Genomic DNA, 25,164 nt, shown 5'->3' on the forward strand with positions numbered 1-25,164 from the left:
ACTTATAATTCATGATCTTTTAATCACCTTAATATATACTCAGATGAAAATTGCGCTTTTAGGTTATGGCAAAATGGGGCAGATTATAGAAAAATTTGCACTCGAACGCGGTCACGAAATCGTTTTAAAAATAACAATCGATAATCAGGAAGATTTAACCCGCGAAAATTTAAAAGCTGCTGATGTAGCCATCGATTTTAGTACGCCTGATTCGGTTTTAAAAAATATTGATGTTTGCTTTGATGCCAACGTACCAGTCGTTGTAGGTACAACCGGTTGGTATGGTAAATTACAGGAAGTTAAAGATGATTGCGATAAGAGTAACAATACCTTGCTTTATGGGTCTAACTTCAGTATTGGCGTAAATTTGTTCTTTAAGCTAAACCAAACACTGGCTAAACTGATGAATAATTATCCGGCTTACGAAGTGCAGGTAGAAGAAATTCACCATACCCAGAAACTGGATTCGCCAAGCGGAACAGCCATTACCCTGGCAGAAGGTATTGTTGAAAATCTGGAGCGCAAGCAAGAATGGTTAAACGAAGTAGTGGGTACAGATGTAGAGTTGTTCCCGAAAGCTGAGCAATTGCTGATCGAGTCGCATCGCATTGAAAATATACCCGGTACGCATACGGTAATTTACAGCAGTGAGGTTGATGAAATAGAAATTAAACATACTGCCCATAATCGTGCAGGTTTTGCTTTGGGTGCGGTAGTGGCAGCAGAATGGGTGAAGGATAAAAAAGGATTTTTTAGTATCACTGATATTTTTGAATAGCCGAAAGTTTTAAGTTAACAGTTGGAAGTTTTCAGTTGATTAATTTATGCAGTTAACCGATTAACCGAACAAGAAATAAATTAGTGTAACCAAACAGAAAGATAACAGGCAGCCGGTTAAATAAAATCGCGGACCAAAACTAAGATATATGAATTATAAATTCTGGCAGAGAAAAAAAGATGCCACTAAGAAGAAGAAAACCAAAACCCGCGAGTGGGTAGATGCTATTGTTTTTGCGGTAGTTGCGGCAACTATCATCCGGGTATTCTTTATCGAAGCCTATACCATTCCATCAGGATCGATGGAGCGTTCGTTACTAATCGGCGATTTTCTTTTCGTAAGTAAGGTAAATTATGGCGCACGTATCCCGATGACACCGGTTGCTTTTCCTTTTGCACACCACACCATGCCTTTAACCACTTCAACTAAAGCTTATTGGGATGGCGTTCAGTGGAAATATCACCGTTTACCGGGCTTGTCAAAAATTAAAAGAAATGATGTGGTGGTTTTCAACTTTCCTGAAGGCGATACTGTTGCTGTAGAAAATCAGGTGGCCAGTTATTACGAACTGGTAAGGAGCATGGGTCGCGAGCAGGTACGCAGCACTTATACGATTGTTGACAGACCAGTTGATAAACGCGAAAACTTTATTAAACGCTGTATCGGTATTCCGGGCGATGTAATTTCGATGAGCAATGGCATTACAAGTGTAAATGGCAAAACAGAGCCCTTAAAAAATACAGGTATGATGCCATACCGTATCGAATTTAAAACAATGGATTTTAACTATGCGGCACTGGATGAATTTAAATTGAATCTGGGGAGTTCGCCTGCGGTGGCAACCAATACCTACATTGTAGATGCATCATCAGAAATTGCCGATAAATTGAAGGCGCTGGATTTTGTTAAATCGGTAACCTTAAGTCCCGATCCGGCTGGGGCTGTTCCGGGAGGTATTTTTCCTAATGATCCTAACCGGGTTTGGAACCGCGACAATTTCGGTCCGGTTAAAGTTCCGGCAAAGGGGTGGACGGTTCAGATCGACAGCAATACTATGCCGCTTTATTACCGAGCCATCAGGACTTACGAAGGCAATAAAGTAGAACAAAAAGATGGTAAATGGTTTATTAACGATAAGCCGGCTACGAGCTATACCTTTAAAATGGATTATTACTGGATGATGGGCGATAACCGCCATAATTCAGCCGATTCGCGCTATTGGGGTTTTGTTCCTGAAGATCACATTGTAGGTAAAGCGCTGTTTGTTTGGATGAGCTGGGATAGCACAGCATCATTCTTACACAAAATAAGATGGAGCAGGTTGTTTATGGGGATCCACTAAACAATTTCGAAAAAAATTTAATGAGGCCTGCATTTTATGCGGGCCTTTTTTATGCTAAAATCACCTTTTTTATCGTCGATTTTTGTGTATTACGACTTATCCGTCATCCCAATCCGCTTATATTGATTTCTCCTGGTTAGTATAAAATGGCATTTATAGGCAATATAAATAGCTATTGGCTCATTTTACTCATTCCATTTTTCAGATTAAATTGAAATTTATAAAATGCTAATGATTGACTTTCTTTTTAATTTTTTTAAAAAGATTTCTTTTCTTTTAATTTTTTTTATAATTTTATGTAAACCAAATGTAAAATGTCAGCAACTATTAAGAAAGCACAAAGATTAAGAGCCGACATCATTAAACTGCTTTACTATAAGAAGAAATCGTCCCTAACTGATTTAAGTAAACGCACAAAAAAAAGCTTACCGCTAATTACATCCACTGTTAATGCTTTAATAGAGGATGGTTTAATTATCGAGCAAGGTTTAGCTCCCTCAACGGGAGGGCGTCGTGCATTGAATTTTTTATTGAATCCAAATTATAAAAGATACATAATCGCAGTAGCCATGGATCAGTTAACCACACAGTTAACCATATACGATTTGTCAAATCAAAAGGTTTTACCTACGCAGACTATTGATTTAAATATGGCTGAAGGAAAGAGCGTTGATGATTTGATCGCTTTTATAGAAGATTGCATAGCAAAATCGGCTATTAGTAAAGAGTATTTATTGGGCATTGGTATAGGGATGCCGGGTTTCGTAAATGCAGAACGTGGCGTAAACCATTCTTTTATGCAGGTTGATGGAGATATCAGTTTGCAGGATTATTTATCACAACAATTAGACTTGCCCGTTTATATCGACAATGATTCGAGTTTGATTGCCTTAGCAGAATTGAATTTTGGAGAAGCAAGGAATTTAAAGGATGTTTTGGTGGTTAATATTGGTCTTGGAACGGGTTTAGGAATGATTATCAACGGTAAATTATACCGGGGCAGCAGTGGCTATGCCGGCGAATTTAGTCACATTCCATTATCTGAATCAAACGCCTTATGTTCTTGCGGTAAACGCGGTTGTTTGGAAGTAGAAACATCGCTACTGGTAATGGTTCAAAAGGCAGAAGCTGCAGTAGAAAATGGAGAAGAAACGAGTTTAAGAACTTTGTTTAAGGATGAGAGTAAAAGCCATGTTGACCACTTTTTGCATGCGGTTATTAAACAAGATCCTGTGGCTATTTCTATTTTAGCTGATGCTGCATTTCAGATTGGCAAAGGCTTGGCCACTTTAATCCATATTTTAAATCCAGAGCGAATCGTTTTAAGTGGACAGGGAGCTAAGGCAGGTAAAATGCTGCTTCCACCAATACAACAGGCATTAAACGAATTTTGTATTCCCCGTATCGCCGAACAAACAGATATTAAGTTTTCTACCTTAACCAATGAGGCTGAACTATTGGCTGCGGCGAGTTTAATGGTAGAAAACAGCTTATTTGAATAACTAAGACCAAACAATAAACAAAACCAATTTTTTAACTAACCTAAAGTATATGAAAGAACAAAAAGGCTGAGAAATTAGAATCCCAAATTATTTTAACTAATCTTAAACTAAACAAAATAAATTATGAAAAAAATGTACTTAAGGTGCTTGAGCATATTGTTATTGTGTTTTTTAACAATTACTGCTTTTGCACAAAAGAACGTTACTGGTACGGTTAAAGACGCTACCGGTAACCCGATTCCCGGGGTAAGCATCCTCGAAAAGGGAACTCAAAACGGAACTTCTACCAATGCTGACGGTAGATTTAGCCTTACCGTTAAAGATGGAGCGAAATTAATTATTAAATCTATAGGCTTGGTAACGCAAGAAGTTTCGGCTGCTGCTAACCTGAATATAGTGATGAATGATGATTCCAAATCGCTGAACGAAGTTATTGTTACCGGTTTTGGTGTTAAAAAAGAAGTAAAAAGACTAACTTATTCAGCAACAGCAGTAGGCGGTGCAGAATTGGCACAAGCTAATAATGCCAATGTGGTAAACGCGTTGCAGGGTAAAGTGGCTGGTGTGATGATTAATCAAGGTGCCAGTGGTCCTTCTTCTTCTTCAAGAATCAGAATCAGGGGTAACTCATCATTAAGCTCAAATACACAACCCTTGGTAGTTTATGATGGCATATTATTAGAACCTGGTACTTCTGGAGCAGACTCTTGGGGAGATGCTGCAGATTTTGGTAATATTATGAAAAACATTAACTCTGATGATATCGAAAGCATTAGTGTGCTAAAAGGTGCTGCTGCATCGGCACTGTATGGTTCTAAAGCTGCAGGTGGTGTACTCCTTATTACTTCTAAAAAAGGTAAAACTACCAAAGGTTTAGGTGTAACCGTATCACAAACCAGTTCTTTTGATGATGCATATAAATTTGTAGACCTTCAAAATGAGTATGGAGGTGGTATTTCGCCAGTATTTGCAAAAGATGCAAATGGAATGGATGTTGTTGATCAACAAGCAGGTTATTACGTAGGTGGTTATTCTTTTGGTCCTAAATTGGATGGAAGAATGGTTAAAGATTTAGATGGGGTAGTTAGACCATGGGTAGCCAATAATCCTTTAGATTATTTTAACACAGGAAAGTTCATCAATACCAACGTATCGGTTGAAGGTGCAAACGAAAATACAACTTATCGTTTAGCTTATACCAATTTATATAACTCAAGTGTTTTACCTGGAAATAACTTAAAAAGAGATGCGTTTGCCTTAAGAGTAACGCGTGTAATTTCAAAAGCGATTTCGGTTGATGCCAGTGTAAACTATACCATGTCGAATTCTTTGAATCCGGCAAGACAAGGTAGTGCCAATAACCCTTTATTTGCATTTACTTATTATAAACCCAGAAACGTCGATTTAAGTACTTATATCAATAACAATATTAACCCGGTAACTGGTGGAGCTTTAGGCTCAAGCAATCGTAATCTTTACGATCCTTATGGTATCGGATCATTTGCTTTTACCTTGCAAAATGATAACAGAACCCAAAAAGAAAATAACTTATTGGCCAATATTGATGTAAATATCAAAATCCTTCCATGGCTTTCTGCTTTGGTAAGAACCAATACAAACTTTTATAACATAGCTTATGAAAGAAAAAACAGAGGTAGTGGCGTTGCTTTTTCAGGTGGTGATTATGAGATCTCACAAAATACCAATAAGTCATATCGTGTTCAGGGATTGTTAAATGCAACTAAACAACTTTCGGATGATTTTGAATTGAATGCTTCACTAGGTGCTGAGACTTATCAAAAAAACCTGGGCAACTCTGCATTTTACAACAGATCGTATACCAATGGTGGACTTAAAATTGCTGATGTATACTCTATTGCGAACTCGATTAATCCAGCATCAACAACTGCTTATCCAAACTTAGGCGAACGTACAGATGCGGTTTATTTGTATGGTGATATCACCTGGAAAAACATGTTAACCTTAAACTTCAGTGGTAGAAATGACTGGTCATCGGCACTTACTTATAAAGATGGCCATGGTAGTTATTCGTACTTTTACCCAAGTGTAGGTTTATCATGGATATTCACAGAATTACCAGCATTTAAAAATAGTTCGGTATTGTCATTTGGTAAGTTAAGAGCATCTTACTCTTATACAGGTTTATCAGCCAGACCGCAACTTACTAATACTGATGGTTACTACAGACTGCAAGATGGTACTTTTAGCAATGCTAATGGCGGTAACCAATCAGTTTATGGGTTTAGCGATAACATTCTTAAAAACAATAATTTAAAGAATGAGTTAACCAAAGAACTGGAAATTGGAACCAATTTAGGTTTCTTAAAAAACCGTATCAACATTGATTTTGCTTACTATAAGAAAAATTCTTACAACCAAATCTTAAGTTTTTCATTACCACAAGAATCGGGAGTAAGTTCACAATCATTAAATGCGGGTAACATCCAAAATCAAGGTATTGAAGTTTTGTTAACTGCTAAACCAATTGTATCGAAAGATTTTAACTGGAATGCTTCAGTTACTTTTACGCGTAACCGCAACAAAATTTTAGAATTGGCTCCTGGTGTAGAAAATTACGATCTTGATTTAGCTTTTGGTAACGATATCACTTCAGTTGCCAGAGTAGGCGAAACATATGGTTCATTGATTACAGGTTACGGTTATTCATATTATCAAAAGAAAGATGCCAACGGTAATCCAATTGCAAGTCCAAGTAATGGTAAAAAAGTATTGGGTAATACTGGTTATGGAACTACTGGTGGTTATTATACCTATGTAAGATCTCAGGATTATGATGGTACTAAGAAAAATTTAGGTACCATGATGGAGAATTATCTTGCAAGTACCAGACAAGAATTATCTTATAAAAACTTCACTTTAGGATTCCAAATAGATGCTAAAATTGGTGGGTTAATGGCTTCAGGAACGCACCAATATGGATCAGCTAATGGTTCGTTTGCCAATTCTCTTTTTGGTAGAGATGAAGCATCTGGTGGTGTAACTTATACTGATGCGAACGGTGTGACACAGCATGATGGTATTATCCCTGATGGTGTATTAAACGATGGTTTAAAAGCAAATGGAGTAGATTTAGGTGGAATGACCTATGCAGATGCGGTTAAACAAGGTTTGTTAAAACCAATTCCGGCTTATGCTTATTATGAAAACTTAAGTCAATGGTCAAGTGGTATCAGAGAGTATTCAGTATTTGAAAATTCATGGGTAGCGCTTCGCGAAGTAACGGTAGGATATAACGTGCCAAGCAAGTATTTAACTAAATTGAAAATAAATACTTTAAGCTTAAATTTAACAGGTAGAAATATAGCTTATTTGTATAAAACGGCTAAGGATGGTATTAATCCGGAAAGTATTTTTAGCAACAGGGCAGGTGCCTTTGCTGAATACGGCGGCTGGCCTTTGGTTAGAAGTTTAGGTTTTAATATCAGAGCGTCGTTTTAATTATTAAAGAAATACAGATATGAAAACTATAAATAAAAGAAAAATATATTTCCTGATGGTTTCGGCTTTGCTTGTAGCGGGCGGCTGTAAAAAGGAAAGCTTTGTAGAAGCAAATTTAAATCCTTCTACCTTATACGAAGTTAAACCTGAAGATCAGTTTCTTCGTGCGGCAGTGGGTTCGCAAGACGATTTCGAATATTTTGCCGACGTTTATCGCGCAGCCAATTTATGGATGCAATATGCTACTCTAAGTACGGGAAATGGGTTGAACTTTAATAACGTTGGTTCACAATTCAACACCCGTTATGGCAAAATATTTTACGGCAGGTTAGGTCCGGCTTTAGTCGATGCCATAAAAAATATAGAAGCCATGCCTGATGCCGATAAAAATGCCAGGGTAAATATGAAAGCGATTTCACAAATACTTTTATCGTATTATGCTTTTTATGTAAGCGATATTAACGGAAGCATTCCATATACTCAAGCTTTTCAGGCAAGATATGGTGGTACTACAACGCCAGCTTACGATACGCAACAGGCTATATTTGCAAAAGTAGATGCAGAATTGAAAGCAGCGGTAGCTACATTGAAAAGCAATGCTGCCGGACAGATTAGCCTTGGAGGTAATGATCCTTATTTTAATGGCGATGCTACACTTTGGGCCAAAGCAGCAAATGCATTACGTTTAAAAATTGCTATACGTTTAATTAAGGTAGATCCGACCAAAATGAAAGCTATTGCTACTGAAGTATTAGCTGATCCGGTACAAATGGCTGGGGTTAATGATTCATGGATGCTTAAAGTTGGCCCATCTTATGCAGATGGTGGTGGTAACTTTAGCCCGGCGAATTTCGCAGCAGGTAAGCCAGTATTGGATTTTATGGTAGCCAAAGGCGATCCGAGGTTATCGGCATTCTATCGTCCAAATGCAGCAGGAAATTATGTAGGTAGTTTTACCAGTCCTGATGAAGCAAAATTACCAGCAAATGCACCATTATATGCATCGATCAATAATTTATCACAATTACAGCACAGACTATTTACTCCTAACTTTAACGAAGCTGATGGTTTAGGTGCTGGTACTGGTAAAGGATTTTTCCCTGTGTTAACTTACGCAGAGTATTGCTTTTTACGTGCAGATTTAGCAGCCCGTGGCGTTACTACCGATGTAGCCGAAACCTGGTATAAAAATGGAGTTTATGCTTCAGTTCAATTCTATAGTGATAGAGCAGTTGATGCCAAGGTAGCAAACTTTAATGCTGTAACAACTCCGGCTATTGATACCTACTATAACATGGTTGGTGTTAAATATGATGCAACTAAGGCAACCGAACAAATTGCTTGTCAGGCTTATCTTGATCTTTTCAGACAACCATTAGAGGCATGGGCCTGGTGGAAAAGAACAGGCTTTCCTAATACTACATCAGTTGTAGCCTGGTCTGATCTGAAAGCAAATGGTACACCACTTGTTTTAGCACGTAGAGCTGGTATCGATTTATTAAGCACTACCAACTTAAACTATGCAAACCAACAGGCAGCTATTGCTGAAATGGCAAAAAATCCTGATTTTGGTAGCGGACCAAACGATGCTTTTGGTCGTGTTTGGTGGGATAAAAAATAATCACTAAATTAAAAGAACCCTTAGTATTTTTACTAAGGGTTCTTTTTAGTTAATAGCAATGAAATTATTTAATGTTTTTTTTCGATTGGTTTTTTTCTTAGCCATAAGCCTAACACCGCTATTAATCCGCGCTCAGGAAAATTTAATATCTGCAACGAAAATAAAAACAATCAAACTGATAAATTTAAATGGTAAAGAAGGCCATCTAAATTTAGAAAAAGCAATAGTGATTGTTTTTTTAAGCCCTGAGTGTCCTTTGTGTAAAAATTACTTACCAGGCCTGGTAAAACTTCAAAATGCCAATAAACAGCTAAATTTTTATGGTATCATTCCGGGTACCAGTTATTCATTAAAAGATATTAATCAACTTAAAAATGAATATGGTATTAACTTCGGTTTATTAACAGACAGGAACAAGCAGTTGGCTAAGTATTTAGGTGCTACCACTACGCCTGAAGTTTTTTTAATCAACAAGATGGGGGCTATAACCTACAGCGGATTAATCGATAACTGGGCTACCTCACTTGGCCAAAAGCGGCTTGTAATTACGGAGAAATACCTGGAACAAGCTATAAAAGACCAACTAAACGGCAAACAAACATTTAAAAAAACGATCCCCGTAGGATGCTTAATTAACGACATATAATGAGTTTTAAATCTTTACCCTTATTAAAAAGTATTGCCGTTGCCTTGGGTTTATTCACTGTTTTAAATAGTGCTAAAGCCCAAAAAATAACTTACTATAAAGATGTTGCACCCATTATTCAGAATAAGTGCCAGCCCTGCCATAGGCCCGGAGAAGCTGCTCCATTTTCGTTATTGACTTATGAAGATGTTGCCAAAAGAGCTTCATTTATTAAAAAAGTAACACAATCTGGCTATATGCCCCCGTGGAAGCCAGATAATCACTATCGCTTGTTTAAAAATGATAGATCTTTAACCAATGAAGAAAAGCAAACTATATTAAAATGGGTTGATGCTAAAACGCCAATGGGAGATGCTGGCGAAACACCAAAAACAGCCATTAAAACCTACATTGAGGGCACTCAGTATTCAAGAAAACCAGATCTTGTTTTAAAAACAACCTCTGCATTTAAAGTTTTGGGCGATAACAAAGAGCGGTTTATCGTTTTTAAAATCCCTTTTGACATTGGTAGCGAAAAAAACGTTGAAGCCATGGAGTTTTTCTCTTCCAATAAAAAAGTAATACACCATGCCAACTTTGCTATCCATCCTGTAGCCGCTGATATTGACATTAATCAGGGAGTTGAATTTTTGAACCTAACAGAAGACGACAGAACAAAATATTCGCAATACTTTCCTTTTAAAAAAACAATGACCTATTACGGTGGTTGGATTCCCGGAACATCATACGAATCTTACTCAAATAACTTCGGCTGGGTAATGCCTAAACGTGGGGTTATTCTTTTAACCATTCACTATGCACCGGTTTCAAAAGATGAAGAAAATATTTCTGGTGTAAATTTCTTTTTTAAGAAAACACCAATTGAAAGGAAAGTTGAAGTAATTAGTTTAGGATCGGCCGGTGTAGGCGAAAAGTCTATTGAGCCTTATTTTTTTATCCCTGCTGATTCGGTTAGGAAGTTCGAACTAAAAATTACCACACCACAAGATCAATCCTTATTATACATTTGGCCACACATGCATTATTTGGGCAAAGTATTCAAATCATACGCGGTTACACCTAAAAAAGATACCATCCAGCTTGTTTCTATCCCATCGTGGGATTTTAGATGGCAGGAAATTTACCAGTTTAAAAATTTAGTAAAAATTCCGAAAGGCTCCATTTTAACCATAGAGGGTACTTACGACAATACAAAGGAAAATCCTCATAATCCAAGTAGCCCACCGCGAAACGTTTACTCAGCAAACGATATGAAATCGACTGATGAAATGCTGACTATGTTACTCGTGTTTTTGCCTTATAAAGAGAATGATGAACAAATTATCTTAAAATAAAGAGACTTACAAACGATAGTGTTTTTAATTTTTGGCTTGATTTAATAATAATTATCATGAAAATAACAACGTGGTTATCTGCACTCCTATGCTCAGTGCTTGGGTTTATTGTTAAAAATGCCAACGCCCAAACACCTTTATTTACTTTACTAACGGCAAAAGAAACCAATATCAGTTTTGTAAATAAAGTAGTCGAAACCGATTCGTTGCATATTATGAATTACGAATATTTGTATAACGGATCAGGTGTTGGGGTGGCCGATTTTAATGGCGATGGCTTACCTGATGTTTTCTTTTCAGCCAATGAAGCAGACAATAAATTATACCTGAATAAGGGCAATTTAAAGTTCGAAGATATTACCAATAAAGCACATGTAAGTGGCAATGGCACCTGGGCAACGGGTGTGTGTGTTGCCGATGTAAATGCCGATGGACTACCTGATATCTATGTTTGTCATTCCGGGAAATTTCCCGATAACAAACTTAAAAATGAGTTATTTATTAATCAGGGAGTAAAAGGGGGGATACCTGTTTTTAAAGAAATGGCCGAGGCCTATGGGCTTGATGCGCCAGGAACCCAATCTACCCAGGCTGTATTTTTTGATTACGATAATGATGGTGATTTAGATATGTTTCTATTAAACCATTCTAATCAAACTTATAAACCCTTCTTAAATACCAAAAAAGTACGCGCTACACCCAATATGAAATTTGGGAACCGTTTGTTTAGAAATGATTCTAAAGGCAATCAATTTCATTTTACCGATGTAACCTTAACCGCTGGAATTGTTAATAATGCCTTAAATTTCGGGCTAAGTGTTGCTGTGAGCGATTTGAATAACGACGGCTGGCCTGATATTTACACTTCGAGTGATTATACCGAGCAGGATTGTCTTTATATCAACAATAAAAATGGCACTTTTTCAGAAAGTATCCGGAAATCTATCAAGCATATTTCCAAATATTCAATGGGCTCTGATATTGCCGATTATAATAATGATGGCCGCCCTGATATTATGACATTGGATATGCTACCAGAGGATAACCACCGGCAAAAATTGCTTAAAGGGCCAGATGAATACGATCAATACCATTTGCTAATTGATAGCGGATATTACCAGCAGCAAATGCGAAATATGCTCCACTTAAATGAAGGACTTGCCGAAGATGGTAGCTTGCGTTTCAGTGAAATTGGGCAACTGGCAGGCGTTTCTAACACCGATTGGAGCTGGGCACCTTTATTTGCTGATTTTGATAACGACGGCTGGAAGGATTTATTTGTCTCTAACGGTTACTTGAGAGATTTTACTGATATGGATTTTCTTAAGTACACAGTAGCCAATGCGCAAAAAGAAGCGCTAAAACAAGGCAGTTTAAAATTCCAGACCTTTGATTTGGTGAAAAAAATGCCCTCAAATAAAATATCAAACTACATTTTTGCTAATAATCATGATCTTACCTTTACAAATAAAACAATAGAGTGGGGCGTATCAACACCTTCGGTTTCAAATGGTGCTGCTTATGCTGATTTAGACAATGATGGCGATTTGGATTTGATTGTTTGTAACATCAACTCGCCGGTAATGGTGTATAAGAATAATTTAGAGCTACAAAAACCAAATTATTTAAAAATTAACCTTAAAGGATCAGGCCTAAATACGGCAGCAATAGGTGCTAAAATTTATGTTAAAACAGCCGACAATCTGCAGTATCAGGAAAAATATGTAGTCAGGGGTTATCAATCCAGTGTAGATCAAAGTATCTGTTTCGGTTTAGGTAAAAATACCGATATCAGTTATCTGAAAATTATCTGGCCGGATGGCAGAGAAAGTTTGATGGAGCATGTAAAAGCTAATCAAACACTAGCCATTAACCAGGAAGAAGCAGTGAATAAAAAAACAAATATGGTTAAAGCAAAACCATTATTTGTGGATGGCACAACAGCAGCGGGGTTAAACTTTAAGCATACCGAAAACGACTTTGTTGATTTTAAAGGAGAAACACTTTTGCCGTATCAGTTATCCAAATATGGCCCTGCTTTGTGCAAAGCTGATGTTAATCAGGACGGGATAACAGATGTTTTCATCGGCGGTGCTATCGGCCAGTCGGGCAGGTTATTTCTGGGAAATAAAGAAGGTAAATATAGCGAGAGCCAAAGCCAACCCTGGGAAGAAGATAGAGCCAGCGAAGATGTGAACGCTGTTTTCTTTGATGCAAATGGTGATGGAAACCCGGATTTATGGGTGGTGAGTGGTGGAAATGAATACGATGAAAATGCTCCTGAATATCAGGACCGGTTATATCTAAATAACGGAAAGGGAATATTTACGAAAGCAAATGATGCATTACCCAAAATGTGGAGCAGTAAACAGGCAATTGCTGTCGCCGACTTTGATAAAGATGGTGATTTGGACGTTTTTGTTGGTGGCATGAGCAAGCCAGGCTCTTTCCCATTATGTAGTAAAAGTTATTTATTACGGAACGAATCAAAAGAAGGGGTTTTTAAGTTTACTGATGTAACAAAAGAAATTGCTCCCGAATTAGAGTATACTGGGATGGTTGTATCAGCTGTATGGCAGGATTTAAATGCCGATGGATATCCTGAGTTGCTAATTGGAGGAGATTGGATGCCATTAAAGAAATTTAAAAACAATAGGGGGATTTTACAATATGACAAAGATTCAGGTTTAGAGAATTCTGATGGCATGTGGAGTAAAATTGTACCTATGGATGTGAATAACGATGGGGCAATCGATTTCATTGCAGGAAACTGTGGCTTGAATAATCAGTTTAAGGCCAGTGGTCAACAGCCATTAACCATTTATGCCTCAGATTTTAATGGTGATGGCGTGATGGATCCAATCATGTGTTATTACATTCAGGGTAAAAACTATCCAATGGCATCCAGAGATGAGTTACTCGATCAGATGGTGCAGTTAAAAAAGCGCTTTTTGAATTATAATGCTTATTCAGATGTAACCATAGATCAGCTATTCAAGCCAGAGCAATTGGATAAGAGCCAGAAGTTTTTCTGTAAACAACTTGAAACAGCTGTCTTATTAAATGATGGAACCGGAAAGTTTACAATTAAAGCACTTCCTATAGAAGCACAGTTCTCGCGCACCTGGGGCATCGTTGTCGATGATTTTAATAAAGATGGAAAGGACGATATTCTTTTAGCAGGCAATTTTTATCCTTATCGGGTACAGCTCGGTCAGGCAGATGCCAGTTTAGGATTACTTTTAATTGGAAACGGTAAAGGTGATTTTAAACCCCTTGCTCCGTATGATTCAGGATTATATATTGATGGAGATGTTAGAAATATCATTGAAATTAAAGAAGGAACAAAAAAAATCATTATAGTTAAAAATAATGATCAGGTTGAACTTCTAAAGGCTACTAATTAAAACATCATGAAGAGATATTTGTTTTTGTTTATTTTCAGCATTGCGATAAATGCCAATGCCCAATGGCATAAAAGTGAAAACGACCCTTTACCTTTACACAGGTCACAAAAAGCACTTTCCGATATTATCGTAAGTGATATCTTTTCGCCGCCGGTTGCGAGCAGAATATTTGTCTATGCAAACATTGCTGCCTACGAAATTCAGGTTAAGAACAGTAAGCAGTTTTTATCATTAAAAGGGCAATTGAATGGCTTTAAGGGAATCCCTGATCCTGACCAAAAACAAATCAGTTATTCGCTTGCTGCAACATATGCTTACTGGCAGATTGGAAAAAGACTTGTTTTTGCAGAGCAAGTGGCCTTAGATAGTTTAAATAGTATTCTTTCCTGGTATAAGGCAAAAGGATATCCGGACACCGTGGTTCAAAACTCGGTTTTATATGGCAAAAAGGTGTCAGATTCGGTTCTAAAATGGGTTGATCAGGATCAGTATAAAGAAACACGTAAATTAAGACGGTATAGTTTGGTGAAGAAAGAAGGCAATTGGGCGCCTACGCCTCCAGGCTATATGGCAGCTGTAGAGCCTTACTGGAATAGAATAAGACCTCTAGCGATGAAAACTGCTGATCAATTTAAGCCAGCAGCACCTCCGCCATATAGTAAAGATAAAAATAGTGCTTTCTATATTAATGCAAACGAAGTTTATACAGCTGGCAAGAAATTAGACGAAAAGCAGCTCGACATTGCTAAATTCTGGGATTGCAATCCATTCTTTTTAAATCTGAACGGGCATATGAATTATGCAACGAAAAAGATATCGCCGGGAGCACACTGGATTTCAATTGCTGGCATTGCGAGCCGCTTGAAAAACTTTAATTATATACAAAGTAGCTCGGCCTATACTTCTACATGTATAGCCCTGTTCGATGCTTTTATAAGTTGTTGGGATGAAAAATACAGGAGTAATTATATCCGGCCAGAAACATTCATTAATGCTAATATTGACGAAAACTGGAGGCCAATTTTACAGACACCGCCTTTCCCTGAATATCCCAGCGGGCATAGTGTAGCTTCAACTGCAGCTGCTTATGTGTTGACCGAAATATTTGGCGATAACTTTAAATATCAGGATAATACGGAGATTGATTATGGACTGCCTGTACGAGGTTTCACCTCTTTTAACCAGGCAGCTAACGAAGCAGCCATTAGCAGGCTTTACGGTGGTATTCATTACCGTCCAGCCATAGAAAATGGACAGGTTCAAGGCCGGAATATTGGCGCCTATCAGTTAAAAAACATCAAAATGAAAAAAGACAAATAATCTCGTATAACATGAAAAAAATATACATAACCCTCATTTATTTAGTTGCTTTGGTGAAATTCTCGGATGCCCAGCAAAACGATATTATGCCGCAGTCCGAAATTTACGAATGGCCTAAAGATGCTGCCGTTAAACAAAAGCTCGAATCCTGGCAGGATAAAAAATTCGGTATGATTATACACTGGGGACTTTATGCCGTTCCGGGTATTATCGAATCATGGTCGATCTGCTCTGAGGATTGGATAGACCGGGATAGTACCATCAAATACGAAGACTATAAAAAATGGTATTGGGGCTTTAGCGAAAAGTTTAACCCAACCAAATTTAACCCCGAACAATGGGCTAAGGCAGGTAAAAGTGCCGGTATGAAATACCTGGTTTTTACCACCAAACACCACGATGGTTTTGCCATGTTCGATACCAAACAATCTGATTTTAGTATTGCCAAAGGGCCTTTTGCCAATAACCCCAGAAAAGATGTGGCCAAATATGTTTTTGAAGCCTTCCGCAAAGAAAACTTCATGATTGGCGCCTATTTTTCTAAGCCCGACTGGCATTCGCAGTACTACTGGTGGGATAAATATGCCACAGCCAACAGGAACAATAATTACGACATCAGAAAGAACCCATGGCGATGGAACCAGTTTAAAAGCTTTACCCAGAACCAGATTGGCGAGTTGATGAACAATTACGGAAGCATTGATATTTTATGGCTCGATGGCGGTTGGGTACGTCCGCGGGCGAGTGTTAACAAAGAAGTACTTTCATGGGGAGCGCCAATTCCAGATTGGAGCCAGGACATCGATATGCCGAAGATTGCTGCTGATGCCAGAAAGGCACAACCTGGCTTAATTGTGGTAGACCGTACTGTGCATGGTCAATTCGAAAATTACCAGACACCAGAACAGAAAATCCCGGAAACACAGCTGGATTATCCCTGGGAGAGTTGTATGACTTTAGGTGGTGCCTGGGGCTTTGTAGCTAACGACAGGTATAAACCTGCTCGCGAAGTGGTACATAAACTGGTCGAAATTGTGGCTAAAGGCGGTAGTTTACTTTTGGGTATTGGCCCTAAAGCTGATGGAACTTTACCTGATAATGTAATTGCCAGATTAGGCGAAGTAGGACAGTGGACAGCAAAAAATGGTGCCGCTATTTATGGTACAAGGATCACCAAAAACTATCATGATGGCCAAAACTGGTTTACCCAGAGTAAAGATGGTAAAACAGTGTATGGCATCAGCTTAGTGGATAATAATCCCGTTAAAGAAATTTCGTGGAAGGGCAGCATTCCTAAAAAAGGAACAGCCATAACACTGCTGAGCAACAACCAAAAAATAAAATGGAAACTGGTTGATGGTAAGGTACATTTCGACTTCCCTAAAACCGACGAGCATATTGCACTGGCCTTTTCATTTACACCCGAAACCCAATAATGATGTTTAACCTTAAACGAAATACTTTTTTACTTTCAGCATTATTACTTTCGGCTGGTGTTTGTGCGCAAAATAAAAGCGTGCAAAATCTGCCTTACAAAAATCCTAAACTCAGTGTCGATTTAAGGGTTAAAGACCTTGTATCGAGAATGACGCCAGAAGAAAAATTCTGGCAGTTGTTTATGGTGCCTGGCGATATAGATGGAATTGCAAAAGGCCATTATAAAAACGGAATTTTTGGCTTGCAAATTAGTGCTCAATCGGGCGGGGCAGGAGAAGCCCAGCAATTGTTGAGCTACAATACTACCGAAAATGCCCTTACCCTGGCTAAAAAAGTGAATCAGTTACAACGTTACCTGATTAACAGTACCCGCCTCGGTATTCCAATGCTGGTGTTTGATGAAGCTTTACACGGTTTGGTACGCAAAAATGCAACAGCTTTTCCGCAATCGATTGGTTTAGCTGCAACGTTTGATACGCTAATTATGGCTCAGATTGGCAAACGGATAGCATACGAGGCAAAAGTGAGGGGCATAAGAGATGTATTAGCTCCGGTAATCAACATGGCTGACGATGTACGTTGGGGGCGTGTAGAAGAAACTTATGGCGAAGATCCCTATCTAACCAAAGTGATAGGAGCCGCGTTTATGAATGCTATCGAAAAAGAAAATGTGGTGGTAACACCGAAGCACCTGATCGCCAACGTTGGCGATGGGGGCAGAGACAGTTATCCCATTCAGAAAACGGAAAGGTTTTTACGCGAAATACACTTCCCTGCATTTGAAGAAGGAGTAAAAAGGGTAGGTATCCGTTCGGTAATGACTTCTTACAACAGTGTCGACGGAACGCCTGCAACTTCCAATTACTGGCTTTTAACCAAGACCTTAAAACGCGATTGGGGCTTTAAAGGTTTTGTGATCTCTGATGCTGGTGCAGTAGGTGGGGCAAATGTGTTGCACAATACCTCAAAAAACTATGCGCAATCTACCGTTCAGGCTTTAAATGGTGGTCTTGATGTTATTTTTCAGGTCGAATATGAGCATTACAAACTTTTTAAACCACCATTTTTAGATGGAAGTATTCCGATGGCGCGAATTAATGATGCCGTTTCGAGAGTTTTAAGGGCCAAGTTCGAATTGGGATTGTTCGAGAATCCTTATGTTTCAGAAAATGAGGCAGAAGCTTCGCTTACTGATTTATCGGCTAAGGCTTTGGCTAAAAAATCGGCTTTAGAATCCTTTGTTTTGCTCAAAAACAATCAAAATGTGTTGCCGCTAAAGCAAGCCAAAAATATCCTGGTACTCGGGCAAGATGCTGTAGAAGCCCGTTTGGGAGGCTATAGTGGAACCGGGATAGATAAAATTAGCATCCTGGATGGAATCAAATCACGGGCTGGCGATTTAACTAAAGTAAATTATGCGCAGGGAAGTTTTAGGGAAAGTAAAAAGTATACTGTAATCGATTCAACATTTCTCAGCTCAAAAAATGGTAAAGGCTTAACCGGCGAATATTTTAGTACAACTGATCTTTCCGGCAAGCCGGTATTAACCAGAACCGATAAGCAAATCGATTTTATGTGGACGCTCTACTCGCCCAACGAGAAACTGGCAACCGATAATTATTCGGTGAGGTGGCAGGGAGAAATTAAGGCTCAAAAAGCAGGTACCTATCAAATCGGTTTAGCCGGTAATGATGGTTATCGGTTGTATCTGGATGGAAAGCTGATTATCGATCAGTGGGACAAAGCTTCTTACCATACACGTACTGAAGGTTTTGATTTTGAAGCTGGTAAAGCTTATCCGGTTAAAATCGAATTTAAAGAGCCAAAAGGTAATGCCTACATCAAATTAATCTGGAACTATGGCGTTGAAGATAAAGAAGCCCAAGTATTAGAGGAAGCCAAAACAATGGCTAAAAATGCTGATGTCATTGTAGTTACTGCAGGGATAAAGGAAGGAGAGTTTTTAGATCGTGCCATGCTGAGTTTACCCGGCAATCAGGAACAACTGATTCAGGAAATGGCCAAAACCGGCAAACCTGTAGTGGTATTATTGGTTGGTGGCAGTGCCATAACCATGGGTAACTGGATTAACGATGCTTCGGCTATTTTGAATGTATGGTATCCGGGTGAAGAGGGCGGAGCTGCTGTAGCCGAGACCTTATTCGGCGATTACAATCCTGCCGGCAGACTTCCAATTACTTATCCGGTGCATGAAGCGCAATTGCCACTGGTTTACAACCACAAGCCAACCGGCAGGGGCGACGATTACAATAATTTAAGTGGCGAACCATTGTTCCCTTTTGGTTACGGTTTAAGTTATACCACATTTGAATACAGCAATATTGCATTGGCTAAGCAAGCCATTAAAGCGAACGAGGGCACAACAGTAAGCTTTACGCTGAAAAATACAGGTATCAAAGATGGTGAAGAAGTGGCACAATTGTATATGCGCGATATGCTGGCAACTGTGACCCGTCCGGTTCTAGAACTTAAAGGATTTGAACGCGTTAAACTTAAGGCGGGTGAAAGCAAAACCATCAGCTTTAAAATTACACCTGAAATGTTGCAGATGTTAGATGCTAACCTAAAAACAGTTATTGAACCCGGCGATTTCAGGGTGATGATCGGATCGTCAAGCCGCGAATTGCAATTAAAAGAAACCCTAACGGTAAAACCATAAAGATAATTCTCAGCCCTTGTATGATGGGTTATAATCGTACATGTTGCCGCAAGACCTGGTTAGTTTTGCGGCTTTTTTGTTTCTTAATCTTTATAATCCTATCGGTCGGTGACTCACCGACCGAATCTAGCAGTAAACTTGGTTGTGAGGACTCCAACCAATAGATAAAAACCTTATCGCTTCTGTCCGTAGAGTTAAGCGTAGCGTCTCTACGGATTGCGGAATAAGATTGAGTTTCTAACTCAATTATTACAAAACGAGTCATGGACTCTTTTCTATTCTTTGGTCCGTAGAGCCCTGCGGAACTCGACGGACAGATTGGGAGAACACCAACCAATAGATAAAAACCTTATCGCTTCTGTCCGTAGAGTTAAGCGTAGCGTCTCTACGGATTGCGGAATAAGATTGAGTTTCTAACTCAATTATTACAAAACGAGTCATGGACTCTTTTCTATTCTTTGGTCCGTAGAGCCCTGCGGAACTCGACGGACAGATTGGGAGAACACCAACCAATAGATAAAAACCTTATCGCTTCTGTCCGTAGAGTTAAGCGTAGCGTCTCTACGGATGGCGAATAAGATTGAGCTTTTAACTCAATTATTACACACGAGTCACAGACTCTTTTCTATTCTTTCGTCCGTAGAGTCCTGCGGAGCTCGACGAACAGATTGCGGTTAAATGAAGAGTGATTATTTCAGCCCTTCAATCCCTAATTTCTCTGCCAGTTCATTGAGGTCGTTAACAACCACATCAATCAGAGGAATACCACTAATTTTTCTTTCCTGCTCAAATTCGTGCTCAGGCTCACCCGGAATAATTACTTTCTTATCTGGATAGATGGTTTTTGCACTTTTAAAACGCTCTACCCAATTGTCGAGGTGGTTTTTAAAATCCGCTGCCGGCCTGAAACCATCTACGCGCATGGCGCCCAGAAAGTGACCTAGTCCTTCTCCCACCGGATTTGCTGACGGTTCTAAAAAAGCCACAAAAGGCGGTACCCACGGACCGTAATTGGCTCCTGATAGCACAGCCGATAAAATATCAACTGTAGCACTCAAACCATATCCTTTATGACTGCCATGATCCTTATCGCTACCTAAAGGCAACAGCGAACCACCATTTTTCAATTCGTTTGGATTAGTTGAGTTTTCGCCAGCTTTATCCTGTACCCAACCATCGGGAATACTTTTGTTGGCGCGTTGCGCAATTTCAAGTTTACCGTTGGCCGCTGCTGCAGTGGCCATATCAACAATAACCGGTGGATATTTGCCGGCCGGAAAAGCATAACACATGGGATTGGTTCCCAACAAACGCTCATTGGCATAAGTAGGGGCAACCAGCGGGCTGGCATTGGTCATGCTGATGCCTATCATATCTTTTTCTACCGCCATTAAAGCATGGTAACCGGCAATGCCATAATGGTTCGAATTTTTTACCGATACCCATCCACTGCCATATTTTTCGGCCTTTTCTATGGCTACCTGCATGGCAAAAGGCGCCACAACCAAACCTAATCCGGCATCGCCATCTATGGTTGCCGTGGTTGGCGTTTCGTGCACAATTTTAATATCAGGAGTAGCATTAATCCGTTTCTTTTCCCAAAGTCTGACATAGCCGCTTAAACGGGCAACGCCGTGCGAATCGATACCACGCAAATCAGAGCGGATCAAAACATCGGTAGCTAATTCAGCATGTGCATCAGAGCAGCCCATTTTTTTAAAAACGCTGTAGGTAAATGCTCTCAGGTTGGTTTCAGAAAAGGTGATGAAGTTCATAATATATTAATTATCGTCCTGATCCGATAGCTATCGGATTCATTTCAGGGTCTCTCATGATAGATGCTGAAACAAGTTCAGCAGGACGGATCTAAAAATAAACTAAGGTAATAGAACAGTAAAATCACCGCCCAAAGGTTCAAAGTTTTCAATGCAGGAGGATAGAAAATCTTCTCCATAGTTTACATACATCGGAGCAATATTTAATATGCGCTCTTGTAGTGTGCCATTCGGGAAAAGTCGTTTTTTAACATTGTCTATCTGTAAAAGCGCCATTTCGTGCTTGCGTTTTTCGGCCCTGAACAGTTTTTTTTCCAGGTTGGCCAGCAAATGGTTGGTACGTTGCTTGGCCGTATCAGTCGATACCGATAAAGTTTTGTCTATTTTATAGGCGTTCAGCTTAATCTGGTCGAATATGCTGTTAATGGCTCGGGTTTCATCGGCTAAGCTGAGCTGGGCAGTGGTATTGCGCTTTACCCAAATGTTTTTTAGCTCTTCAACCGGCAGAAAAATATCTTCTAATGAAAATCCCAGTTTATATAAATTCTCTGCACTGCGTTTATCAATCAGCAAAGCCGAATTGCGCAACAATAAAACCGGAAAATCTACCTGGTAGTAATCGAAATTGGCTTTCAGCTGCATCCAGTAAGCTACTTCTGCACCGCCACCAATGTAGGCAATGTTAGGCAGAATTACTTCCTGATACATGGGGCGCATCACCACATTCGGACTAAAGCGCTCGGGGTGAGATTCAATTTCAGCTAAAAGCTCCGCTTCAGTGAAACTGATATCGGTATGGTTTACCCGGTATTTGCCCTGTTCAAAAATCAGGCGTTCGCGCAGGTTATCGTTCAGGTAAAAGAAATTAATATCACGGCCGTTTACCTGTGTTTTATAACCTAAATCTTCAAGGTTTTGAGAACTTGTGTCAATATTGCGGGCACTGTTGTGATGTACAATATCTTCGGCAATGATGTTGGCAAATTGTTTTTTCAGGCGGGCATCATCGGCATTTACAATCACCAATCCGTATTTTTCGAAGAGGCTATTGACTAAAAATCGGGTGGCATCGGCCAGGTTATCGTGTTGCAGGTAGGCTTGCTCAACCAGTTTGGCAATGCGTTTTCCGTTTCTTGAAATGCCCAGATAACCTTTGTATGCGGTTACCGCTGCGGCAACAGTTTTAGTGCTTAACCTGCCCGTTGCACCATTGGTTTGCTGTATCCAGCTGATGTTTTTCTCATCAACGCTTACGTGGTTAATTTCATCAAAATCATGGTCCTCGGTAGCCATCCAGTAGACAGGTACAAAGTTTTTATCCGGATGAGCAATTTGCAACTCAATGGCTAAGTTGATCGTAGTTACAATTTTGTAAATAAAATAAAGCGGACCGGTAAACAGGTTTAGCTGGTGACCTGTTGTTACGGTAAAAGTATTATCGAGACCTAAAAGCTCGATATTTTTGGTAACCGATTTATTGGGCTGTAAATGCTGGTATTGATCCTGCAGAACCTGCACCAAAGTAGCGCGGTTCCCCAGAAAATTTCTACGTTCCATCGCATTGGCTAAACCCGCCATATCAGGACGATAACTGTAAAAAGCCCTAAGCTGTTCTTCGTTGTTAATATAATCTAAAACCAGTTTTGAAAATGATCCGGTTTCCTGATATGAGATATATTTTGCCTGCATGATGTGCGAAAGTAATGCAATTTAAGGATAATCGTAAAGTGCGCTAACTATTTTACATTTGTTAAATAATTATAAATTGCTTTCTATTGCCCCAACTTTTTCACGGTATAAATCAATCGGGCCATCCAGAAGTACGGCAATTACGGTTAATTCGCTATCTAATTTATCTTCCGGTATCGGGATGTAAACAATACCCGGTATTTTGCTCCAATACAGTTTGTTATAAATTTCGTGGTTAAGCATGGTGCCTTCGCCAACCACACGGATGCGGCTGATGGTATTTTTTAAACCTTTAATGGCAATGGGGCCTGTTGGTTTTCCTTCAACAAAAAGATAGAGGGTTTGTTTATCGGCAGAAAGGGCTGTGTTGCCTTGATAGTGACCAGATGGGATGCCTTTGCCGGTTTTGTAAAGCGCCTCAGCATTTTTAATTACCCAGTTGCTGATTTTTTGATCCACATTATTAATTCCCGGATTAAAATCTAAACCATCAGCAGGTAAATTGGTATTTTGAAATATATTTATGCCAGCGTTTAAGTTCATGGCCAGTTTACTCAGGTTTAAATTGGTTAAATCACGTTGTTTGGGTGCAGCATATAGGTTTGCCAGCGAAAGGGTTTCCTGTTTTTCTTCAGCCAGCTGAATAGGACCATTTACCGATACTTTTACTACGGTTACATCACTGTCGAAATCTGCTTCTTTTAAATTTAGCAGGTAATCGGTTTCATTTAATTTAATCGAATATACCTGTGCTTTGTTTCCAACCACTTCAATTTTATTGATTTTCGATTTAATTCCTGATAGTAAAATGCCATTTTTGGTTTTATAATCGAGATACAGGTATAAAACATCTTTATTTTTAGATAAAGTGGTTTTTCCGTCAATGTGCCCCTGAGGAATCCCTGCCTGTGTACCATAAATGGCTTCGGCGTGTTTTTGAGTCCAGCGGCCTAATCCTTTTAAAATTTTAACCTGCTCGGGTGCAATGGTTCCATCGGCTTTGGGACCGATATCGAGCAATAAATTGCCACCCATGCTGATACAATCAACCAGGGTGCGGATAATCATATTCGGCGATTTGTAGTGGTTATCGTAAGGTTGGTATCCCCACGAATCGTTCATCGTGTAACACAATTCCCACTCTGGCGAAGCAGGTCTTACTACCGGTACACCTTGTTCAGGTGTATCGTAATCACCGTGGCCATTTAAACGCGAATTGATGATAACGTTTGGATTTACCTTACGCAGGTTTTCTAATATGTTTTTGGCCTGCCACTCTTCGCCGCTATGCTCCCAGTCGCCATCAAACCATACCAAATCGGGATTGTATTGGTTGGAAAGTTCATTAAGCTGCCCCTGGAAGTAATTCTGAAATTTTTTAAAACGGGCCGAATCCTGTTTATAATCGTAACGCTTGCGGTCGCGTGTAAAACCATCATAATCGGTATAACTCCAATCAGGCAACGAAAAATATAATCCGGTTTTTAAGCCCGATTTTTTAAGATTGGCCACAAAGGGCGTAATTAAATCTTTTTTGGCTGCACTATGTTTTACAGTCGTGGTGGCATTTGGCATTTTACTGTCCCAAAGTGCCACACCATCGTGGTGTTTCGTGGTAATTACCGCATATTTTGCGCCACTTTCTTTAATCAGATTTACCCATTCTGCAGGCTGGTATTTGGCGGCATTAAAACCATCAAGCTGTTTCATATAGGCATCGTGGTTGATGTAATTGTTAAAAAACGACCACGATTCGGAAATACCGTTAACTGAATAAATACCCCAGTGAATAAAAATACCCAACTTGGCATCGGCAAACCATTGCATTTTTGGGTTTGAAGCGGCTTGTTGGGCAGATAAATTGAAGCCCGAAGCTAACAGGAAAAAAGTAATATAAAGCTTTAAATAACGCATAATATTTGGTTGTACAATAAACGTTAAATATAATGCTTTATGGGCTTATTTTGTATGAAAAACGGGCTTTATTTGTGCCAGAAATGGGTTATTTTTCTCTCTAAGGATTTAATTTGAATGAAAGAAAGAGAAAGGTGGGTCGCTGTCAGTTCCTGATAATGCTCAGGAAAGAAAATTCGCGTGCCGTTCCATCGGAACGCATCCCGGGTAGCAAATAACAGCATGTTAATTGCAAAAAA

Annotated in this window: 14 protein-coding genes; 11 read left to right on the top strand and 3 right to left on the bottom strand. The window is 39.3% G+C overall.

Annotation, left to right across the window (positions count from 1 at the left end):
- Positions 1-43 precede the first annotated feature (43 nt).
- The 11 genes from dapB to BLR37_RS07250 all read left to right on the top strand — a co-directional run bounded on the left by dapB (position 44) and on the right by BLR37_RS07250 (position 19,547).
- Positions 44-778, top strand: coding sequence for a 4-hydroxy-tetrahydrodipicolinate reductase (dapB, locus tag BLR37_RS07200; protein WP_090766395.1), 735 nt, complete (start codon positions 44-46; stop codon positions 776-778).
- A gap of 148 nt (positions 779-926) precedes the next feature.
- Positions 927-2,120 (top strand): signal peptidase I, encoded by a 1,194-nt coding sequence (gene lepB, locus BLR37_RS07205; protein WP_090766398.1) that lies wholly within the window; start codon positions 927-929, stop codon positions 2,118-2,120.
- Positions 2,121-2,434: 314 nt separating this feature from the next.
- Positions 2,435-3,622, top strand: a complete 1,188-nt coding sequence (locus tag BLR37_RS07210) for an ROK family protein (RefSeq protein ID WP_090766401.1) — start codon at positions 2,435-2,437, stop codon at positions 3,620-3,622.
- A 123-nt stretch (positions 3,623-3,745) separates the two neighbouring features.
- Positions 3,746-7,102, top strand: a complete 3,357-nt coding sequence (locus tag BLR37_RS07215) for a SusC/RagA family TonB-linked outer membrane protein (protein WP_208599612.1) — start codon at positions 3,746-3,748, stop codon at positions 7,100-7,102.
- 19 nt (positions 7,103-7,121) lie between these two features.
- On the top strand, positions 7,122-8,723 hold the full coding sequence (locus BLR37_RS07220) for a SusD/RagB family nutrient-binding outer membrane lipoprotein (protein ID WP_090766404.1): 1,602 nt from the start codon (positions 7,122-7,124) through the stop codon (positions 8,721-8,723).
- A gap of 58 nt (positions 8,724-8,781) precedes the next feature.
- The gene (locus BLR37_RS07225; protein WP_090766407.1) at positions 8,782-9,369 is read left to right on the top strand and encodes a redoxin domain-containing protein; all 588 of its coding nucleotides are present in this window, start codon (positions 8,782-8,784) and stop codon (positions 9,367-9,369) included.
- Complete coding sequence (locus tag BLR37_RS07230) at positions 9,369-10,703, top strand: monooxygenase (RefSeq protein ID WP_090766414.1); 1,335 nt, start codon at positions 9,369-9,371, stop codon at positions 10,701-10,703. Before BLR37_RS07225 ends, BLR37_RS07230 begins: the two co-directional genes overlap by 1 nt.
- 56 nt (positions 10,704-10,759) lie before the next feature.
- Positions 10,760-14,110, top strand: a complete 3,351-nt coding sequence (locus BLR37_RS07235; protein WP_090766417.1) for a VCBS repeat-containing protein — start codon at positions 10,760-10,762, stop codon at positions 14,108-14,110.
- A gap of 6 nt (positions 14,111-14,116) precedes the next feature.
- Positions 14,117-15,430: a vanadium-dependent haloperoxidase gene (locus BLR37_RS07240; protein WP_090766420.1), complete on the top strand. Its 1,314-nt coding sequence runs from the start codon at positions 14,117-14,119 to the stop codon at positions 15,428-15,430.
- An 11-nt stretch (positions 15,431-15,441) separates the two neighbouring features.
- Positions 15,442-16,866, top strand: coding sequence for an alpha-L-fucosidase (locus tag BLR37_RS07245; RefSeq protein WP_090766423.1), 1,425 nt, complete (start codon positions 15,442-15,444; stop codon positions 16,864-16,866).
- Positions 16,866-19,547: a glycoside hydrolase family 3 N-terminal domain-containing protein gene (locus BLR37_RS07250; protein ID WP_244154611.1), complete on the top strand. Its 2,682-nt coding sequence runs from the start codon at positions 16,866-16,868 to the stop codon at positions 19,545-19,547. The genes BLR37_RS07245 and BLR37_RS07250 overlap by 1 nt, the downstream gene beginning before the upstream one ends.
- 689 nt (positions 19,548-20,236) lie before the next feature.
- Here BLR37_RS07250 and BLR37_RS07255 read toward each other — a convergent pair.
- The 3 genes from BLR37_RS07255 to BLR37_RS07265 all read right to left on the bottom strand — a co-directional run bounded on the left by BLR37_RS07255 (position 20,237) and on the right by BLR37_RS07265 (position 24,925).
- Complete coding sequence (locus tag BLR37_RS07255) at positions 20,237-21,322, bottom strand: Ldh family oxidoreductase (RefSeq protein WP_090766429.1); 1,086 nt, start codon at positions 21,320-21,322, stop codon at positions 20,237-20,239.
- A gap of 102 nt (positions 21,323-21,424) precedes the next feature.
- The gene (bshC, locus tag BLR37_RS07260; protein ID WP_090766432.1) at positions 21,425-23,011 is read right to left on the bottom strand and encodes a bacillithiol biosynthesis cysteine-adding enzyme BshC; all 1,587 of its coding nucleotides are present in this window, start codon (positions 23,009-23,011) and stop codon (positions 21,425-21,427) included.
- Positions 23,012-23,080: 69 nt separating this feature from the next.
- Positions 23,081-24,925 (bottom strand): alpha-L-fucosidase, encoded by a 1,845-nt coding sequence (locus BLR37_RS07265; protein WP_090766434.1) that lies wholly within the window; start codon positions 24,923-24,925, stop codon positions 23,081-23,083.
- Between the last annotated feature and the right edge of the window lie 239 nt (positions 24,926-25,164).

The sequence above is a fragment of the Pedobacter soli genome (assembly GCF_900101435.1).
Lineage (GTDB): Bacteria > Bacteroidota > Bacteroidia > Sphingobacteriales > Sphingobacteriaceae > Pedobacter > Pedobacter soli.

Bases quoted from the DNA above. Each gene is read 5' to 3' on its own strand.
- BLR37_RS07215 (WP_208599612.1), top strand. From the start codon at position 3,746: ATGAAAAAAATGTACTTAAGGTGCTTGAGCATATTGTTATTGTGTTTT.
- dapB (WP_090766395.1), top strand. From the start codon at position 44: ATGAAAATTGCGCTTTTAGGTTATGGCAAAATGGGGCAGATTATAGAA.
- bshC (WP_090766432.1), bottom strand. From the start codon at position 23,011: ATGCAGGCAAAATATATCTCATATCAGGAAACCGGATCATTTTCAAAA.
- BLR37_RS07250 (WP_244154611.1), top strand. From the start codon at position 16,866: ATGATGTTTAACCTTAAACGAAATACTTTTTTACTTTCAGCATTATTA.
- BLR37_RS07255 (WP_090766429.1), bottom strand. From the start codon at position 21,322: ATGAACTTCATCACCTTTTCTGAAACCAACCTGAGAGCATTTACCTAC.
- lepB (WP_090766398.1), top strand. From the start codon at position 927: ATGAATTATAAATTCTGGCAGAGAAAAAAAGATGCCACTAAGAAGAAG.
- BLR37_RS07245 (WP_090766423.1), top strand. From the start codon at position 15,442: ATGAAAAAAATATACATAACCCTCATTTATTTAGTTGCTTTGGTGAAA.
- BLR37_RS07240 (WP_090766420.1), top strand. From the start codon at position 14,117: ATGAAGAGATATTTGTTTTTGTTTATTTTCAGCATTGCGATAAATGCC.
- BLR37_RS07220 (WP_090766404.1), top strand. From the start codon at position 7,122: ATGAAAACTATAAATAAAAGAAAAATATATTTCCTGATGGTTTCGGCT.
- BLR37_RS07210 (WP_090766401.1), top strand. From the start codon at position 2,435: ATGTCAGCAACTATTAAGAAAGCACAAAGATTAAGAGCCGACATCATT.
- BLR37_RS07265 (WP_090766434.1), bottom strand. From the start codon at position 24,925: ATGCGTTATTTAAAGCTTTATATTACTTTTTTCCTGTTAGCTTCGGGC.
- BLR37_RS07230 (WP_090766414.1), top strand. From the start codon at position 9,369: ATGAGTTTTAAATCTTTACCCTTATTAAAAAGTATTGCCGTTGCCTTG.
- BLR37_RS07225 (WP_090766407.1), top strand. From the start codon at position 8,782: ATGAAATTATTTAATGTTTTTTTTCGATTGGTTTTTTTCTTAGCCATA.
- BLR37_RS07235 (WP_090766417.1), top strand. From the start codon at position 10,760: ATGAAAATAACAACGTGGTTATCTGCACTCCTATGCTCAGTGCTTGGG.